This is a genomic window from Paenibacillus sp. FSL M7-0656, from assembly GCF_038003225.1.
GTDB classification, from domain to species: domain Bacteria; phylum Bacillota; class Bacilli; order Paenibacillales; family Paenibacillaceae; genus Paenibacillus; species Paenibacillus amylolyticus.
This window is the reverse complement of sequence record NZ_JBBOOT010000001.1, coordinates 2,778,832-2,796,768: the sequence shown is the minus strand read 5'-3', so window position 1 is coordinate 2,796,768 and position 17,937 is coordinate 2,778,832. Positions and strand designations below refer to the sequence as shown.

Below are 17,937 nucleotides of genomic sequence, written 5' to 3'. Positions count from 1 at the left end.
TTTGCCTGTTGAATTCTCTTATTTTCTAAGGACCTTTCGCCCTCATCCTTACATCATGCCGCCCATTCCACCCATACTGCCCATCACACGCCGCGTTTGTTGCCCCATACCAACGTATGAAGCTGTGGAAGCACACGAACATCATTCAGGTCATCGGAGGCACTGACTTGGTCAATCAGCCACTCATAACGAGCGAGCAGCGAGGACGCCAGATCTGGCGTATCGGCGGAAGTCACATCCGGGTTCCCGGTTTGTAAAAATAAATCCGTGCCCGGATACCGTGCATGCACACGGCGGGCATAGTCCAAGTCTGTCTCATCGAAGATCACGATCTTCAGACTGTGACTTCGTTCTACCGGGCCAGCGGCCAGCCGTTCGATCAGATCATCCAGCACGGCCCAATCGGTGTCCATGCCGGAGCTCGGTGGCTTGGGCGAGACGGTGACTTCGTCAATGTTCGCCAGCCAAGGCTGCCAGCGGGAGCCCTGCGTTTCCACCGCGGTGCGGATGCTGTTCTCCCGCAGCAAAGCAACCAATCCGCCCAGCGAAGCGAGCAGGGCGGGATTACCGCCAGAGATGGTCACATGGGAGAAGCGGGTGCCGCCAACGCGGCGCAATTCTTCCCATACATCCTCTGGCGTAATCATCCGAATCTGGTCCTTGCCACTGCCGTCCCAGGTAAAGGCCGAGTCGCACCAGGAGCAGCGATAATCGCAGCCGGCGGTACGAACAAACATCGTTTTTTGTCCGATGACCATGCCTTCGCCTTGAACCGTCGGACCAAAAATCTCCATCACGGGAATACGAGCCTCTTTGCGAGAGCCCGTCTCATTCACCTGGTGTGTCACACTACTCATCGATCATCCACTCCCGTCTCGCTTCTGCGTAACTGGTGGGTGTCTCGAAGAGTCGGACAAACTCCGTCCGCCCACCATCGGTCAGCCCGGCATAGGGTTCCGTCTGGAGCGCATGTTCCATCTGTTCGAACAGCCAAACGACCATATTTTCAGCCGTTGTATTCATTAAAGGAAGTGTCTCGTTGAGGTACTGATGATCCAGATATCCTTCAATTTGAGTTTTCCATATATCTTTGATATGTCCAAAATCAACCGTCAGCCCGGTTTCACCCGGATAACCGCTGATACCAAAAATAACTTTATACGTATGACCGTGCAGGTTCTTGCACTTGCCTTCATAACAATGCAGGTGATGTGCTGCGTCAAAGGTGAATTCTTTGCTTACAAGCACACGTTTGCGGTGGTAGCGTAGCTGGGTGGGCAGAATATCTTCTCCGATGCGTTGCAGATGCTCTACAATACGGAATGTTCCAGGCTCTCTCATCGTACATCCACTCCCGCCGATTCAACAGCAGTACGTTGCTGTACATAACGATCCAGTCCGGCTTTGCGTAGTTTGCAAGCGGGGCAATCTCCGCATCCATCGCCGATCACGCCGTTATAACAGGTCAGAGTACGCTCACGGACATAATCAAAAGCACCAAGGTCATCGGCCATCTTCCACGTTTGGGCTTTGTCCAGCCACATGAGCGGGGTATGAATGACAAATGGATAGTCCATCGACAGGTTAAGTGTCACATTCATCGATTTCACAAATGAATCCCGGCAATCCGGGTATCCGCTGAAATCCGTCTCACATACACCTGTAACCAGGTGACGTGCTCCTTTTTGCTTGGCCATAATGGCCGCAAAACTGAGGAACAGCAAATTTCGTCCATCTACAAATGTACTCGGCAGTTCGCCTTCTTCATGTGTAATCTCCACATCCGTGCGAGTGAGCGCATTGGGGGCAAGCTGATTTAACAGGCTCATATCGAGTACCGTTTGCTGTACGCCCAGATCACGAGCGATCTCGGCTGCACATTCAATCTCCAGCTTGTGGCGCTGACCATAATCAAACGTAACAACCTCGACTTCGGCAAACTGTTGTTTGGCCCAGAACAGACACGTGGTACTATCCTGACCGCCGCTGAATACAACGACTGCTTTTTCTTCGTTCAACATAAAAAAACCTCTCTATCTTCTTGAGATCAAACCATGCACATAGGCATAGAGTGTCGGAAGAACAGAGAAGTTCATGAACTGGCATCCATCAAAAAACACACCTTCCCGATAACCGCTTCAAAAAAGCAGGCAAGAGTAAGTGTCCTTAGTTTTTTACGTACATGATTGCATGGTGACCGCAATGTGTACGCAAGACTTATACTGACCATCACATGGTCAAGTCTTATAGAGGGAGTTCGCGAACCTCTCCCATGCCACAGGCATGGATTTTCTTCTTCAATTGTCTGAACCATTATAACATGAAACGGTGTGGTGACCACCCCACTGGAGCATAGTGGAAGCTAATTGGTCGGCTCCATCAACTAACAGCTTATTTGATCAATACATTGCCGAAAGGGATCACTTCTTTCAGAATTCGTTTTAACAGTCCCTCATCGTTAAGATCCTGTTCCAAGCGGTGATTCTCACGTCCCGCCTGAAAGAGTACAGATCCATGTCCTGTCATCTTCCAATGATAATTCATATGCTGACTGGCAAGGTTGTTACCATATACGGTGAGTTCCAGATGTGCATTTTCGGGATAGGCAATAATGCTACCAGCATCCACATAGAGCGGCGCTGTTGGGTGAAGTTCCTGTTGGCAGACCTGACCTTGAGTGAGCAATCCGATTTTGCCTTTGCCGGAAAATTTCATTTTCACTGCATCACGGGTGATCAGCATGTTTTTGATTTTCTGAATTTTGGTATGCATGGTTACACCATCAGAGTAGAAGAACAGGTGGCGGAAGTCATAGAGCAGATCACTGTCCTCCGTGAGCTCCACTTCCTTCATCGTGAATCCGGGAGGCAGGGCAGCCACAAATTGGCAAGGTCCGGTGATTTCGGATTTAATCAGCTTTTTTTTGCGATATATGCCCGTGATATTCATGAATTTATCATTGCGACTCCCACTTGGACCGCGGAAGGCCACAATCTGCTGCGGATGCAAAATATGAAGGCGGTCATCTTTAATCAGTGAAAATGTGACGACTTGTCCTGCTCCGCTTGCTTCAGCATTGTTCAGGTGTATGTTCATGCAGTTGCTCCTGTTCTTTTATACTCGGCCCGAACGGCGACGCATTCCCCAGCGCATCACACGAATCAGAACAAAGTAACCCAATATGAGAGAAACGACAGTGATGATCGTCGTCTGAATTCGTTTGGTGGTAGCTGCTTTGGCATTCTGGTCGTCCTGTAATTTACTTACCATTTCAGTTAGTTTCTGGTTCTGAGCCAGTAGTTGTTCGTTCTGGGTCTTAAATGCTTCGACATTGGCCTGGGCTTGTCCCAACTGAGCAGACGTTTGATTTAATTGCTCCATCGTTTGCTTATAACTTTCCTGCAGAGCGTTCACTTCTCCGGGCAGTTCGGAGACTCGCTCCCATCCGCTGTATATATCCGTAAAAATATTGGCACTGGCTGCACTTACTGTCGAAGCGATCGAAACGGTAAATAGAATGCATGTGGTGAATAACACCCGAATGAAATAACCCTGAATGGATTTTGGCATCGTTAACACCTCTTTCTTCGGTTAGATAGATCAATCGCCGAATTCGTCGTCTATTGTTGAAATACGGCTCTTACATTATACGTCAAAACCGGGACGATGGGTTCAAGATGATATCGTTTTATTACCCGAAATATATAAAATTATTTAGGAACAGGGCTGTTTAGCTTACAAATCTGCGGGGTAATAGAACGATAGGCAAGCATACCGGACCGTTTTACAGATCTTTTACTTCAGTTCCGGGTGCATGCTATTCACAAATGCGCAATTTAATGAACGATACCAATATATCCGATTGAATATAAGATCGTGAACATGAAGGAGTAGAAACATATGTATACAGCAGATCAGAACACATCAACCAAAACAATTATGATCACTGTTAATGGAGAGCCAGTAGGGCGTAAGCTGGTCATTGACAGTGTCACCTATGCACCGGTAAACGAAGCAGATAGTGTACAATATTTACACAAAATGGGAATCGATCATCCTACTGTTTAATTTGAGACTTGTCATAGATAAGTGATTGATAAGCTTGGCATAATGCCAGGCTTTTTCGTCGTTTATTGTCGTATTGAGACGGATTTAGGGATATAAAACTAATATATTGGAAAAATTTAATGAGAACATGTGTTCCGTGACAATATAGTGTCCATTCACCCTGATAACTTAGAAGATAATACACATAAATCGGGGGAGAGACTACCAGTGAACTCAGTCTTTGAAGTATCTTATTCGTGGAATAAAGAGGCCATACCGACAGGGGGAGCCGACCCCGTATATATGATGGTAGAGTGGCGTAACGGTGCCCCTGCCAAAAGACTTAGGAAAATAGCACCCAAAATTGTATCAAGAGATTTGGAACTTTTGCTCAAACCGGAATATGGAGTACAGCTAAAAGGCATTTATGGATGTCGTTCCAAAGAAACGGATATTGGCTGGTTATTGAGGCTTGGGGATATGTACAAGGGAGAAAGTAAACAAATTTTGCTTGAATTCGTCATGGGACCCCGTGTATCAGGAAAAGCTGCCGTATGTTCAGCCTACTGGAGCACAAGGAAGTTGAAGCAAAGTCAACGTGTATTGTTACGAAGAGAACAGTTGTATATTCAGTACACCAGTCATCTGGGCATGCTGCGACAGCCAGAAGATCCCAAGGTGGAAAAGACGATCAAATTAAGTGAAACGGTACCCTTGATCAAACAAGCCCTGCGCGCCTACGAAAGAGGCCGGGTTCAAGAGGGAAGTAATATGTTACGTCGTCATGCTGATGCCTTGTTAATTGAAGCTGCGCGGAAGCAAGATCTGGACTATTACGCGGAAGCCGAGATCGTTGAAAAGTTGCGTTATCACTATGAGATCACGTTTACAACAGGATATCATGATCGTGAAAAAAAGATATTAGGGGAATAGGGTTGATTTCAGATGTTAACGGTATAGAGAGAGTCTACATATTTGAAGGTGAAGTTTAGGAGAAGGTCGAATGTATGTATCAATATCATATTAAATAATGGATGGAGTTGTATCAAATTTATTGAAACAACATCGTGGAGGGTCCGGCAAAATGACAGACCGACTAATCCGATTAATGCGCATTATAACGCTGGTGCAGGCGAAGCCAGGCATACTGGCACGTGAGCTCGCCCAGCGATGCGAGACGACGGAAAGGACGATATACCGCGACATGGAGGCCCTCAGTGCAATGCATATCCCGATCGCCAATATGGGACACGGGCAAGGGTACATGTTTATCAGCCAATTTGCCATGTATCCGCTAAATTGGTCTGATGAAGAAGCCCAAGCCTTCATGCATCTTGCTGAAGTTATGGAGAATATTCGTCCTTTGCTGAAACCTGCTTTTGAGAGCGCTTATGAGAAAGTGGTTGCTGCGAGTCAGAAAAACAAAACAGAACGAGTGGAATGGTCGGAGCAAATTAGTGGATTGTTCAAAGCGGGATTGCCCGCATGGCAAAATGAAAACAACGATTCGCAGAATCAATCCATGATTACCCTGCTTCAGGCTGGCATTTCACAGAACACCATTGAAGGGGAGTATCTGTCTCAAGGTAAAAAAGGGATCGTACGTATAGATCCTTACTGTCTTATCCCTCGTGAATACAGATTTGAGCTGTTAGGGTATTGTCACCTGTCGGAGAAACTTCGAATATTTCAGGTGAGCCGGCTGCAAAAGATACGAATATTGCCACGCACGTTTCGCAAAGAGGATTATCTGATGCAATCGCACTTCCGCATTCCTTGGGCATACGAGGGAAGTACGGAGTGGACTGCGTTCAAAATTCGATTTGCACCCCATGCTGTGGAGCGTGTGATGCAGGAGCAATTTTTTTTACGACCCATCCTAACCATTGAACCGGAAGGTAGCCTGTTATTTGAAGCCATATTAAGTGATGTTGACGAATTTCTTGTATGGATATCTAAATATGGACCTGATGCGGAAATTCTCGAACCGGAGATCTGCCGCATCAAGATGAAAGAACGTCTAAACTATTGGCAACAAATGTACAATAAAAGTTGAGATTAGAATGCCACCTATCCTAAGCCAAAACACGATTAAGTACTGTGCTGTGGACGGTTACTCTTTGGTTTTGAAAAGGCTTGCCAGATTGCCAAATGGAGATTCTTTCTCTTCATCTTCTGTGGAGCTGGAATAAACAACCTTGGATGTAATGCCCTCATCATCGGCTGCACAGTTGTTTTCCAGAGTGAAACGGTCAAATTGATGCATAAACACCTTGGCTGTATTGATGGCATCATCCAAGGCACGATGCTGGGTACCATCAAATTCAATTCCGCAGATTTCAAGAGCCTGAGCGAGTCCGAGTTGACGGAACTTACCTTCTTTACGAACGGTGCGGGACCATTGTTGCTGGAGATCGTTATGATTGGTGATCCAGGCCACATCAAGTTGATGGGTGCGACAATGAGAGATCAGTTTGCTGCGGTCATCGGGTCCCCAGGAACACATGTAATAGGGGTCACTTCCCATCCAGGCGATGAATTGATTCAGTGCTGCCGGAAAAAGAGGGGCTGCATCAATATCTTTCTGTGTGATACCTGTAAACTGAATCGTGTCAGTGGAAAGAACAGACTTATTGGAAGGACGAACATACGTATGGAACGTATCCGTTACGACCAATCCATCCGCACTTTCCGTAACTTTGACGGCACCGATATCAATAATTTCAGAAGAATAGCGAGTATTGCGGCTTACCGTGAATTCAAGATCATATATGATATATGGCATAGGACAAGCTCCTTTATCGATTAATACCTGTGATAGATTTCTATTTCTCTATATTACAGGGAACGTGCTGCCATGTCAGCCATCGCCAGAGAATTCATTGTAGTCAGGATGAACGGACAGTCTGAGTGTTTAATGATCTTTCTAATGCATTTCCGGTTTTGGTAAGTCTTTACTTCGCCAAAAGTGGTCGTTATAATGAGGAAAGTTAGGGACTTTCCTATGTTTTGTTTGTATTTATGGCAACATAAAAGTAGAATTTTACGTCTTATTATCAGAACTTCCTAACACGGTTTGAAGTGTTGGGGAGTTTTTTATTATTTATAGCATACTCATGTAGGAAAGGAGAAAAAGTTAGTCGGTTGTTGGTATAACATAGGAAAACTACTTCACGAGTTAGTATTATTGAATTTAAAGTACATATGGAGGTTTGTTTCTTTGATTAGTAGAAAATTGAAAATAACAGCAATTATAGCCAGTGTGTTTATTGTTTTAATGAGCGCTGCATATGGTGCATTCTATATTTGGAACAAGAATTATAAATTTAATAATAATTATGTATGGCAGCCTTTGGAGGACGTGCAATCTACACTAAACCTGAAAGATTCCTATAACGTTATTGTAGCCGGAACGGATCCGGAAGGTATTACTGCTGCCTTATCAGCTGCTCGTAATGGGATGCGTGTATTGCTGGTGGAAGCAAGAGATCGCAACATGTTGGGAGGATTGTTGACCGAGGGAGGTCTTAATACGCTGGATCTAAATTATTCCCCTGAACAACCGCAGTTATTGAGTAGTTTGCGGCAGCCTGACTTTTTGAACAAAGGTATCTTCCAGGAATGGTTCGACCAGATCGAGGGTAGTTCATTTGATACCAATACAGCGGCTAACATTTTCTATCGGATGGTTCGTTCTGAACCTAATATTGACCTGTTGATGAATGTTAAGGAATTAGTCCCCCTTACTGAACAATCTACGGGAGATCACACGACAATAACGGGTATGAGCATAACTAAAGAAGATGGAACAACTGTTCAGATTTCAACCCGCTCCATCATTGATGCAACGCAAGATGCGGATATTGCAGCCGCTGCAGGAGTTCCATACTCCATAGGTAGACAAGATATTGGAGATGGTAAATCCAAAATGGTCTCTACGCTTGTATTCAAGTTAAGCGGTGTTACTGATGAGGTATGGCAAAAGTTTAGGGAAAGAGAGGGAACCGGGGTTGATAAGATGAGTGCTTGGGGGTACGGTGATGCTAGAAAATATGAATCCTCCAATCCACAACATATTAAGATTCGAAGTCTGAATATCGGAAGACAAAATGATGATACAATCTTGATTAATACGATGCAAATCTTTGGGGTAGATCCGTTAGATCCGATATCTGTGAAAAAAGGTCTGGAAATCGGGCGTAAAGAAGCCCCACTAATTGTTGATTTTCTGAAGAAAAATTATGATGAATTTGCAGGGCTAAAATATGCTGGAACAGCAGACGAGCTTTACGTGAGAGAATCACGTCATATCTATGGCGAGTACCGATTAACATTAGCTGATGTCATGGAAAATCGTGATCATTGGGATGCCATTGGATACGGCTCATACGATATTGATATTCAGAGCACGAGTGTTGGAAATCCCGGCACGATTATGTTGAGTCCGATTCAATATGGTGTACCTTTTCGCTCGCTTGTACCGCTAAAGGTTGATGGTTTGCTCGTCGTTGGACGTGCAGCAAGTTTTGATACAATCCCACACGGTAGTGCAAGAGTTGTCCCACTGGGAATGGCAGAGGGAGAAGCAGCAGGAGCGGCGGTTAAGCTGGCATATATCCATAAGGAGTCCTTCCGCGAACTCTCAACTTCCGAAGAGCGAGCATCTGAATTACGTAAGATGCTGGAGAATCAGGGGATGGATCTGAAAGTACATCGTTTCGAACAGCCTGATTATATGGAGCATAAGGATTACAAGGGATTGCTGGCTGCAGCGAGTATGTATATGACTTCAGGCAATTATAATAACGATGGTTGGGAACTGGATAAAGGAATGAATCCAGAACGATTTTTAAGTAAATTGAAAAGAATGCAAGCGATGTTTCCAGAAGCCTACACAGGTAGTGCTGACCAAGCTCTAGCAAATATGGAGAATGCCGTAACCCTACCTTTAACGTTGGATCAGGCTGCGTATATGTTATGTCTGGCAATGGGATCTTCAGAAACGGAAACTTCACTTGAACAGGCACTTGCTCATTTGCAAACACAAAACTTTATAAGTGCCGACACGCTTGCTGGCATTGCTGACAAGAACAATCTTACAAATGGGGATGCGTTTATGCTCATTCGTGATGTAGTGGAGTATTATTCTGGAGTTGTATTCGACTAATTGGTTGACAATTACTTGTAAATGAACTAATGTGGTCAAAAATGATAACAGCGTTATAACGAGGACATGATTGTGCAAGCCAGCTTCAACAGAGAGGGAACAGTGTGGTGCAAGGTTCCTGTAGCTGCTTCATAAATTCCTACCTCGCGAGCTGCGGAAGAGAATGCCCATACAGGGTTGCAACCTCCGCCGGCAGGGCCCGTTATGCCCCGTAGGACTGCACGTTACAGATCGCATAGGTTGCGAACGGATTAATTTGCAGTTAAATAAGGGTGGTACCACGACACATTCGTCCCTTGACGGATGTGTCTTTTTGCTGTTTATGCGCCGTATTTGATAACAAAAAAAAGAAGATTAGGAGTGTGTTATGATGCGTCAAAGTGAAATGCTTGTCCCAACATTACGTGAAGCGCCAGCGGAGGCAGATGCAGCGGGACATCGCTGGTTACTGCGTTCCGGCATGATTCGCCAACTGGCAGCAGGGATATACAGTTACCTGCCCCTTGGACGGCGTATATTGTTAAATGTTGAACAGATCGTTCGTGAAGAGATGGATCGTGCTGGATGTCAGGAAGTGTTACTGCCGATTATGCAGCCTGCGGAGTTGTGGGAAGAATCCGGAAGATACACACAGTATGGTCCCGAATTGATGCGTCTGAAGGATCGTCATGCACGGGAATTTGCTCTTGGACCAACACATGAGGAAGTCGTAACCGCTTTAGCGCGGGACGAGGTGAGCTCGTATCGTAAGTTGCCATTCACCCTGTACCAGATCGGAACCAAGTTCCGGGATGAGCGCCGTCCTCGATTTGGATTGCTGCGTGGTCGTGAGTTCATCATGAAGGATGCGTACTCTTTTGCTTCGGACTGGGAAGAGCTTGATCGGACTTATCAGGCTATGAACACGGCGTATAGTCGCATTCTGGAGCGTTGTGGTCTGGACTATATCCGTGTTGAGGCGGACGCAGGAACGATTGGCGGTCAAGGAGAAACACATGAGTTCATGGCTCTTGCTGATGTGGGTGAGGACACAATTGTAACCTGCAAACATTGTGGATATGCTGCAAATCTGGAGAAAGCGGATTATCAGACTTCTGGAGATATGGAGAAAAAAGAAGGAAGCTTGGAAGTTCCAGCTGATTCTGCGAATGCAGACTCCGCGCTTCAAACGGATCAACATTCAGGAGTGGAAACCGTAGTACGTATCTCGACACCTGGCGTTCGTACGATCGCAGAGTTAACCACTTTTGTGGGCGAAGGGGCTGAAAATATGATCAAAACGCTGGTTTATGTGGCGGATGGTCAGCTCGTCGCTGCGCTTGTGCGTGGAGATCATGAATTGAATGACATCGCATTGAAGCAGGTGTTGGGGGCAGAGGAACTGATCCTTGCAGACGATGCAGCCATTGCGGCACATCCAAATCTGAAGGTAGGATTCCTGGGTCCGATTGGACTAAATCTGCCGATGGTGGTGGACGCTGACGTGGCAGTGATGAAGAGTGCAATTACAGGAGCCAATGAAGTGGATGTGCATGTTTCCGGTGTACGCCCAGGGGTTGATTTTGCATTGGAGCGAGTAGAACGAATCCGCTTTGCTGCGGAAGGGGATGCTTGTCCAACATGTGGATCGCCACTTGTGTTTACCAAAGGTATTGAGGTTGGACACATATTCAAATTGGGAACGAAATATAGTGATGCCATGGGTGCTTCATTCCTGGATCGTAATGGTCGCCAGTGTGCGCCAGTCATGGGATGTTACGGCATTGGCGTATCCCGCCTGATGGCTGCGATAGCTGAACAGTATGCAGGAGATGAAGGCATAAGATGGCCTGCCGCTGTTGCGCCTTATGATGTGCATCTGATTACAGTAAGTTGGAAGGATGAGCAGCAGCGTCAGCTCACCCTCGAACTGGAACAACAATTGATCGATGGCGGTTACACGGTATTGGTTGATGACCGGGATGAACGTCCAGGTGTGAAATTCAAGGATGCGGAGCTGATTGGATTGCCTGTGCAGATCGTTATTGGCCGAGGAGCAGCCGAAGGACAGGTCGAACTGGGGTCACACGCACTTGCAGCAACAGGTGAATCGAAACGAATCGGGTTGACTGCACAGGAAGCTGTGCTTTATGTGAAGGAACAGCTCACTTCCTAAATTCAGGGGAATCGCTAATTATATGAGTTCATATAATAGTACCGAATATGATGCGGTAGCTGATTTTGATTGCTAAAATTTCAATGTGAGCATGAAAAAGAGGGCTATAGGCATAAAATTTGGTAGGATTTTATGAGTGATATCATACGAAATAACTATATTTGGATAGTTGTATTTAGTATACAAATGATTTTATGATTAAGGATTTGAAGATGATCATACCCAGGCGGATTTATGTGCAAGTATGCAATGTTGAGAAGATAGAGATGTCGAAATAAAAGTACAATAACCGCATGAACACGGTCATTCCGGAGAGTTTTTATATAGTTCGGTGTGGAAGGCACATGATGAAGTTGGTCCGTAAAGGCCAGGCTGGGATTTATTTTTGCCTCAGATGATTGTCAGGATCAGCAGGATATGTCCACAGGAAATGTTCAAGTATCTGATATGGATTGATGTTTAAGAACGGAGATACAAAAGGGTGTCCCCTTAACCAGTAATCTGGCTTTGGGGACACCCTTTTAGTTATGACAAGATAGATCGGTATGCTGATGCACTATAAGCGGTCATGCCTATATGCACTTTGCTTTGCTGAGCTTAAGAAGCTGCAGGCAATTTCAATTGTTGACCTGGATAAATCCAGTGTGGATTTTTGATATTGTTCAGCTTTTGCAATGCCTGCCAAGTTGTGCCGTATTGTTTGGAGATAGAGTACAGGGAATCTCCGGATTTCACAACATGCAGTTTGGCTGGAGCTGGTTTGCTCGGCGTTGGTTTAGACGGTTTTTCCGGTTTTGGTGTTTCTGGTTTTGGCTTGGTTGGAGCTGGTGTTTCTGTTGCCGGAGTTTCCGGCTCTACTGCAGGTTTTACCGCTTCACTGATCCGACCATCTGTTTTGATGTCTACAGCGCCAAGCTTCTGCATGTAATTGATCAATGCTTCGTCCAGCGCGCCATACATACCCGTAGTTGGATATTTGGCAAACATGTTATATTCGTCACCACCAACAGCTGTGAAATCATTCGTTGCCAGTGTATACGTTGCTTCCGGATCAAGGGCTTTATCGCCCACGGTTACGGAATGTACACGGCTACCTTCTGCAGCGGAAGTATCGATTTTGAACTTGATACCAGATACTTGCGGGAATCCACCGCTTGGTTCAGGGTAGGAAGCTACACCGACTTCAAGGGCTGCCAGAATATCGGACCCTTTCACTTCAAGGGTTACTACTTGATTACCAAAAGGAAGCACTGTGATGATATCACCTTTGGTTACGATCCCTTTTTCGATGGAAGCACGGATACCACCACCGTTAGTCAGTGCAATATCGGCTTTGCTGACATCACGAATGGCATCTGCAAGCAGGTCACCCAGGTTAGTTTCACCTGCACGTACCTGTTCACGTTTACCATCCAGCAGAATAGCTGTATTGGCTACTTCTTCTTTCAAAATAGGTTCTTGTTCTTTTTGAATGGAGTTCACGAGAGTCGCGACTTTCTCATTTGGTTTGATGTCTTTTGCTTCCGTTTCATCAATTAATGTTGCTTGTTTCTTTGTTACTTTACCACCGTCTACCCATAGATCGATGACACCTACATAGTTGGTGTATTCTCCTGCACTTGCTATCAATGTTCCGTTATCGGATACAAGGCCATCTTGCAGTACAGTGTGACTGTGACCATCGATGAATACGTCGATGCCAGGGACTTCTTTAACAACTTTAAAGCTAGTATCGGTGCTGGACGCGTCTTGTCCAAGGTGTCCCAGTACAACAACAACATCTACTTTGCTGCGGATTTCGTTTACCAGAACTTTAGCTTCCGCAGATGGATCTGTAATATCAAGACCTTCTACGTTTTTTGGATTCGTTTTGTATAACGTTTCCGGTGTAGTCAAAGCGATGATACCGATCTTCACGCCATCTACTTCTTTAATGAGATAAGGATCGAAGAGACGTGTTCCGTCTTTTTTCTTCACATTGGCACTCAGCATGGGAAAGTTCATCATGTCTGCCAGTTCGATCAGACGATCTGAACCATAGTTGAATTCGTGGTTACCCGGTACGATGGCTTGGTACCCCATTTCATTCATGACTTTCACGATGCTCTCACCATTCACAAGAGTGGCAAATGTTGTACCATGCACAGCATCTCCAGCATCGAGCAAGAGTGTGTTCGGGTTTTCGCTACGATATTTGTCAGCGATTCCAGCTACTTTGGCAAAACCCATAGCAGGTGAAGATTCAACTGCACGGGCATGCGTATCATTCGTATGTAGAATGGTAATGTGTTTACCTGTGCCCGGAGTGGTATCCGTTGCAGCTGCGGCAATACCTACACTGCCAAACAGCAAACAGACCGTTAGCAGAAGTGAAACGTAATTCTTCCAGATTTTCATATGATTCCGAAACCTCCCAAAATAATAATCTACTTGAGCATTTACACAGCTCAAATAGTATTTTAACAGACTATTATTAGGAAATCTCGCGAATTACGTAAAAATAAGTAACCTGAAAGTGACATGTAAATCTGCTGTTGGAAAATATAATCTTCGGAAAGAACATATGTTCTTAAAGAGTGTAAAAAAAATGCTGCGCTTCACGTGGCAGTCCGGTACGCAAACAAAATTTCTCCAAAGATTCATCCGGTTCAGGCATCACTCCGGAGGTCAGCAATTGAATGGCAAAACGGTTAGCCTGTCTTTCCAGCTTGCCTGGAGCAAAATAGGAATGTTCCTCCAGAAAGAATCGATTAATACCTTTATGAAGTCGGTCGTGTCCAAGCTCATGGGCGCACACGAACCGTTGCCACTCCGGCGGCAAATCATTGTGTATGACGATAAACCTGCGCCGGAGCTTGCGAAAGTACAGTCCCTTGGTGGACTTCCCCAAATTGGTGAAACGAATCTGTATTCCAACCGCGCGGGCAATGCTGAACGGGCAGTTGGTCCGGTGTTTTCGAATCAGCTTTGTTACGATGTCATCCATATGATCTCACCTGCTGCCTCATTAAATTCAGTGGGTCATGCCTCATGGGCGATTGTCCGATTCGTCTGTCTTTTTGCGTTTGTTCATCTGTTTCGCTTCCCAGAACAGACCTGTCAGCACATCCTTGATTCGTTTCTTGTCCTCTTCATCGAGTGGAATACCGTCAAACATCAGATCATCATCGTCCTCCAGCATCTTTTTGAAATCACGACGGTCTTTGTATGTAGCCCATTCCGGTACGTCCTGAAGTTCAGCAGCACTCCCTGGTTCAATATAACCGGCCTGCTTCATCATCTCTGTATAGGGCACCGAGAGTGCATCTGAAATCTTGCGGATGGTCGCTGGTTTCGGCACACCCCGGACCCCATTCTCAATACGTGAAATCTGTGAGTTGCTTATTCCGGCTGCTTCGGCGAGCTGATTGATGCTGTATCCCTGTTGCTCGCGCAGTTGTTTCATATAAGGACCAAAAGCGTGCTCCACAATTATGCCAACTCCTTCGATTCGTACAAGTGCTTGAATTAATATTAAGAAGAAAGATGAATGCGACAACTCCTAAACCTCTGCGGGTGCGCCGTTCCGGATTCGGATCGTTCTTTTGATCGCTGTTATCCCCGGATTTCCTGTTTCCCTTTCCTAAAGGGTGAAATCCGTTGATAAAGGCGAACGCTTTGCTTCTTCAGAATCGATTCCGTCTCCTTCACTACGTATGCGCTTGATATATACCTTAGCGGCATTAAGGAGAAGGGGAGCTTCTTAATATTAAAAATCAAATGACTTGTACGGAAGTTCATTAATTAAACAGTACTATATCGTATATATACCATTAGGTAAAGAGATATGAAACAATTATGCCAAAAGGCATAGGAAATGAGAGCGAAGGTTTTATTTTATCGTCAAAACGAACCAAAATGAAGGTTTACTCCGATCTCCAGAAAGTGGTATCCTCAAATAGAAATACGAACACTATACGAACAAAATGTAAAGTTGAGGCAGAGCGTGTGTTTTGTAATCACCTTCTGGAAAGCGGAATTCCCTGAATTATTGCGGTTTGGAGTGATTCCAAAAGGCAACAGGGGAAAATTGAAAAAATGTCGTTACTTTTTTAGGGAACTGGACAACTCTATGGATAAGAGCGTTTTGCCATCGTTCACGATTGCAAAACAATTTCATGTGAAAAATTGAATGAGTGATATGAGTTGAGAAATGAAAGTGCTAAAGATGAAGTGGTTGCATGTTTAACTAGGTTGTCTGTCATCAGAGTGATCATGCGAAACTATTAGAAATTTATTTTATAAAGAATACTAAAGGAGGAAGATAAATATGGAATTGATGCTGCCCGAATTGGACCGACGCAAAACGCAAACAGCTGTTGAAGCTGCGCTGGAAAAATACCGAATCTATAAAACCATTGCATTTGAAGAACGAGAGGTCATGGTGACGGCAAGTTACGCCGAGCGTTTCCACGGTGCAACCAATGTGACGGGGGATTCCACGGCGAGAACGGCAATCTACAATGTGGACTTGCAGCGCGCGCGTCAGGCATATTGCGATACGATTGATTTTGTTGTATCCCGGCTGAGTGAAAAGGAACGTGTACTCGTCTGTGAACGATATCTGAAAGACGATGATGTGTTTGACTATAAAGTGTATAACCATGTGTTTGATCCGCCTGTCAGCAAGGATACGTATACGAAGATTCGTACACGTGCTTTCTATAAAATGGCACTGGCTCTGTCAGATCGAGGTCTGATTAATATGGAGCCTTTGTCTGTGTCCCGCAAAGAGCGACAGAAGCTGGGCTGAGTGAGCGATTGAAGAAGTTGATCCTTTAATATCCAAGGTGGATTGGTTACAATAGTTGAACAAACCACAGTTGGTACAGCCAAAGGAGAGAATTCTGCGATGTCGGAAGAAGTCGGAATGCAGGAAATGGTCACGTTGAAGATAATCGCGGAAACGCTCAATACGTCCAATGATCTGAACTTAATGCTGGATACCGTGGTCGGCAAATTACTGGAGTTGACCGGATTAACGGCAGGCTGGATGTTTCTGATTAATGAACGTGGAGACTATACCTGTGTTTCGGATTACAATCTGCCCCCGGCATTACTGCGTGAAGATAAAGAGCCCATGCGAACGGGTACCTGCTGGTGTGTGAACCGCTTTAAGGACGGTCAACTCAATCATGCGGTCAACATCATTAACTGTAAACGGCTGGAGGATGCGGTGGAATTCCAATGGGGAGATACCCATGATATTACCCACCATGCAACCGTCCCGTTAAGGTCAGGTGAGAAGATGCTCGGCCTGCTCAACGTGGCTGCGCCAGCCAAGGAACATTTCAGCGACAGTGAACTGGCGCTGTTACAGGGCGTGGCATACCAGATTGGTAGTGCGGTAGAGCGGATGAGATTGTATCGCACGGAGCAGCGACGAGCTGATCTGTATGCCAAGCTGGGGGAGTTCAGCACGGCCTTGGGTCTTGCAGTGAACGAATGCACCAATTCTGATGCTTTTTGTTTAAAAGTTGTACAGCTGCTTGGGCAGCATTATGATTGGCCTTTTGCTACAATCATTCAGCAGAAAAGCGGAATGTTCGTTTTGCAGGCAGCCTATGCAAATGATACGGTTCGAACGTTATCAGGTACTCCGTTATCTTCCGAAGTGACGAGCCACATTAACCATGTAATCAATAGTCATCGTGTAACATCTCTGTCTGGGACAGAGATCGCTGAAATATTTACCCTGTGCAAGCCTGACCAGACTACGAATTCCATTGCCTCGGGAATTGCTGCTCCACTTCCGTACCATACGCCGGGAGAAACGGGAATTCTGGTGATCGGAATAGGAACATCAGGTCCTGCACAGGCGGACCGTGAAGTGCTGGAGGCATTGGCCGAACATATTGCGGCCTCATGGGAGAGTCTGAAGCTGGCGGAGAATCGCCGCGAACTTGCACGAATGGAAGAGAGAAACCGGTTGGCTCGCGATCTGCATGATTCGGTTAATCAGATTTTATTTTCACTATCGTTAACGGCTAAAGGTGCGGAAAGTATGTTATCCGGCTCCGAGCAGTTGCTCCCGGCAACGGAAGCGTTGAAGGATATTCGGGCTTTGTCTCAGGAGGCTCTCAAGGAAATGCGCGCATTGATTATGCAGCTCCGTCCCGCGGGACTGGAAGCAGGGCTGCTCCATGCACTACAGGAATACGGCACCAGCCAGGGTCTTCAAGTGGTGACGAATCGGACGGGAATGCGGTCTTTACCACGTAATATAGAAGAAGCATTGTGGCGAATCGGACAGGAAGCGCTGAATAATGTACGGAAACACGCGGATGTTCCTTCTGCTGAGGTCACCCTCAAGTTAAGTAATCATGAAGTGGTGCTCACTGTCACAGATCAGGGAAAAGGTGGTGCGAACAGGCCAAAAGCGTCGTCTGGAAGCTCCCTTGGCCTGTCCATTATGAAGGAACGGGCTCAATCGCTCGGAGGCAACTTAGAAATAGTGAGTTCTTCCCGTAAGGGAACGACAGTAACGGCAGTCATTCCACTTCCGTTCGAATCTGTATAAAGTCAGGGG

The 17,937-nt window shown here is 45.7% G+C and carries 16 protein-coding genes; 7 read left to right on the top strand and 9 right to left on the bottom strand.

From position 1 onward, the window contains the following. Positions 1-83 precede the first annotated feature (83 nt). From queE to MHI01_RS12430, 5 genes are all read right to left on the bottom strand, one after another. A complete protein-coding gene (gene queE, locus MHI01_RS12450) occupies positions 84-857 on the bottom strand; it encodes a 7-carboxy-7-deazaguanine synthase QueE (RefSeq protein WP_315371496.1) in 774 nt (257 codons plus the stop codon). Next, entirely contained in the window at positions 850-1,341 is a 492-nt protein-coding gene (queD, locus tag MHI01_RS12445) for a 6-carboxytetrahydropterin synthase QueD (RefSeq protein ID WP_036611465.1), read from the bottom strand. The genes queE and queD overlap by 8 nt, the downstream gene beginning before the upstream one ends. After that, positions 1,338-2,018 (bottom strand): 7-cyano-7-deazaguanine synthase QueC, encoded by a 681-nt coding sequence (gene queC / locus MHI01_RS12440; protein ID WP_282322222.1) that lies wholly within the window; start codon positions 2,016-2,018, stop codon positions 1,338-1,340. Before queC ends, queD begins: the two co-directional genes overlap by 4 nt. A gap of 373 nt (positions 2,019-2,391) precedes the next feature. Next, on the bottom strand, positions 2,392-3,096 hold the full coding sequence (locus tag MHI01_RS12435; RefSeq protein ID WP_282319147.1) for an AIM24 family protein: 705 nt from the start codon (positions 3,094-3,096) through the stop codon (positions 2,392-2,394). A gap of 18 nt (positions 3,097-3,114) precedes the next feature. Beyond that, the gene (locus MHI01_RS12430) at positions 3,115-3,570 is read right to left on the bottom strand and encodes a hypothetical protein (protein ID WP_036611459.1); all 456 of its coding nucleotides are present in this window, start codon (positions 3,568-3,570) and stop codon (positions 3,115-3,117) included. 330 nt (positions 3,571-3,900) lie between these two features. Here MHI01_RS12430 and MHI01_RS12425 point away from each other — a divergent pair, with 330 nt between their 5' ends. The 3 genes from MHI01_RS12425 to MHI01_RS12415 all read left to right on the top strand — a co-directional run bounded on the left by MHI01_RS12425 (position 3,901) and on the right by MHI01_RS12415 (position 6,103). Then, positions 3,901-4,068, top strand: coding sequence for a hypothetical protein (locus MHI01_RS12425; RefSeq protein WP_164783260.1), 168 nt, complete (start codon positions 3,901-3,903; stop codon positions 4,066-4,068). Between the two features lie 207 nt (positions 4,069-4,275). Next, entirely contained in the window at positions 4,276-4,980 is a 705-nt protein-coding gene (locus MHI01_RS12420; protein WP_017690195.1) for a hypothetical protein, read from the top strand. Between the two features lie 151 nt (positions 4,981-5,131). Next, the gene (locus tag MHI01_RS12415; protein ID WP_036669185.1) at positions 5,132-6,103 is read left to right on the top strand and encodes a helix-turn-helix transcriptional regulator; all 972 of its coding nucleotides are present in this window, start codon (positions 5,132-5,134) and stop codon (positions 6,101-6,103) included. Between the two features lie 57 nt (positions 6,104-6,160). On the opposite strand, the gene MHI01_RS12410 is transcribed toward MHI01_RS12415, so the two are convergent. After that, positions 6,161-6,832, bottom strand: a complete 672-nt coding sequence (locus MHI01_RS12410; RefSeq protein ID WP_017690193.1) for a 3'-5' exonuclease — start codon at positions 6,830-6,832, stop codon at positions 6,161-6,163. A 435-nt stretch (positions 6,833-7,267) separates the two neighbouring features. On the opposite strand from MHI01_RS12410, the gene MHI01_RS12405 reads away from it, so the two are divergent. Further along, positions 7,268-9,214 carry an FAD-dependent oxidoreductase gene (locus tag MHI01_RS12405; protein WP_315373371.1) on the top strand — a complete coding sequence of 649 codons (1,947 nt, stop codon included), beginning with the start codon at positions 7,268-7,270 and terminating at the stop codon, positions 9,212-9,214. A gap of 370 nt (positions 9,215-9,584) precedes the next feature. Beyond that, positions 9,585-11,369, top strand: a complete 1,785-nt coding sequence (locus tag MHI01_RS12400) for a proline--tRNA ligase (RefSeq protein ID WP_282322221.1) — start codon at positions 9,585-9,587, stop codon at positions 11,367-11,369. A gap of 597 nt (positions 11,370-11,966) precedes the next feature. On the opposite strand, the gene MHI01_RS12395 is transcribed toward MHI01_RS12400, so the two are convergent. From MHI01_RS12395 to MHI01_RS12385, 3 genes are all read right to left on the bottom strand, one after another. After that, positions 11,967-13,766, bottom strand: a complete 1,800-nt coding sequence (locus MHI01_RS12395) for a 5'-nucleotidase C-terminal domain-containing protein (protein WP_282319146.1) — start codon at positions 13,764-13,766, stop codon at positions 11,967-11,969. 172 nt (positions 13,767-13,938) lie between these two features. Then, positions 13,939-14,355, bottom strand: coding sequence for an ImmA/IrrE family metallo-endopeptidase (locus tag MHI01_RS12390; RefSeq protein WP_017690190.1), 417 nt, complete (start codon positions 14,353-14,355; stop codon positions 13,939-13,941). A gap of 42 nt (positions 14,356-14,397) precedes the next feature. Then, positions 14,398-14,841 carry a helix-turn-helix domain-containing protein gene (locus MHI01_RS12385; protein WP_082219000.1) on the bottom strand — a complete coding sequence of 148 codons (444 nt, stop codon included), beginning with the start codon at positions 14,839-14,841 and terminating at the stop codon, positions 14,398-14,400. An 837-nt stretch (positions 14,842-15,678) separates the two neighbouring features. On the opposite strand from MHI01_RS12385, the gene MHI01_RS12380 reads away from it, so the two are divergent. Then, entirely contained in the window at positions 15,679-16,161 is a 483-nt protein-coding gene (locus tag MHI01_RS12380) for an ArpU family phage packaging/lysis transcriptional regulator (protein ID WP_253506193.1), read from the top strand. Between the two features lie 99 nt (positions 16,162-16,260). Beyond that, positions 16,261-17,928, top strand: coding sequence for a GAF domain-containing sensor histidine kinase (locus MHI01_RS12375; protein WP_340983229.1), 1,668 nt, complete (start codon positions 16,261-16,263; stop codon positions 17,926-17,928). Positions 17,929-17,937: the final 9 nt, after the last annotated feature.

Coding starts and splice junctions, on each gene's coding strand:
- MHI01_RS12380 (WP_253506193.1), top strand. CDS start 15,679: ATGGAATTGATGCTGCCCGAATTGGACCGACGCAAAACGCAAACAGCT.
- MHI01_RS12400 (WP_282322221.1), top strand. CDS start 9,585: ATGCGTCAAAGTGAAATGCTTGTCCCAACATTACGTGAAGCGCCAGCG.
- MHI01_RS12435 (WP_282319147.1), bottom strand. CDS start 3,096: ATGAACATACACCTGAACAATGCTGAAGCAAGCGGAGCAGGACAAGTC.
- MHI01_RS12375 (WP_340983229.1), top strand. CDS start 16,261: ATGTCGGAAGAAGTCGGAATGCAGGAAATGGTCACGTTGAAGATAATC.
- MHI01_RS12425 (WP_164783260.1), top strand. CDS start 3,901: ATGTATACAGCAGATCAGAACACATCAACCAAAACAATTATGATCACT.
- MHI01_RS12410 (WP_017690193.1), bottom strand. CDS start 6,832: ATGCCATATATCATATATGATCTTGAATTCACGGTAAGCCGCAATACT.
- MHI01_RS12390 (WP_017690190.1), bottom strand. CDS start 14,355: ATGGATGACATCGTAACAAAGCTGATTCGAAAACACCGGACCAACTGC.
- MHI01_RS12415 (WP_036669185.1), top strand. CDS start 5,132: ATGACAGACCGACTAATCCGATTAATGCGCATTATAACGCTGGTGCAG.
- queE (WP_315371496.1), bottom strand. CDS start 857: ATGAGTAGTGTGACACACCAGGTGAATGAGACGGGCTCTCGCAAAGAG.
- MHI01_RS12395 (WP_282319146.1), bottom strand. CDS start 13,766: ATGAAAATCTGGAAGAATTACGTTTCACTTCTGCTAACGGTCTGTTTG.
- queD (WP_036611465.1), bottom strand. CDS start 1,341: ATGAGAGAGCCTGGAACATTCCGTATTGTAGAGCATCTGCAACGCATC.
- MHI01_RS12430 (WP_036611459.1), bottom strand. CDS start 3,570: ATGCCAAAATCCATTCAGGGTTATTTCATTCGGGTGTTATTCACCACA.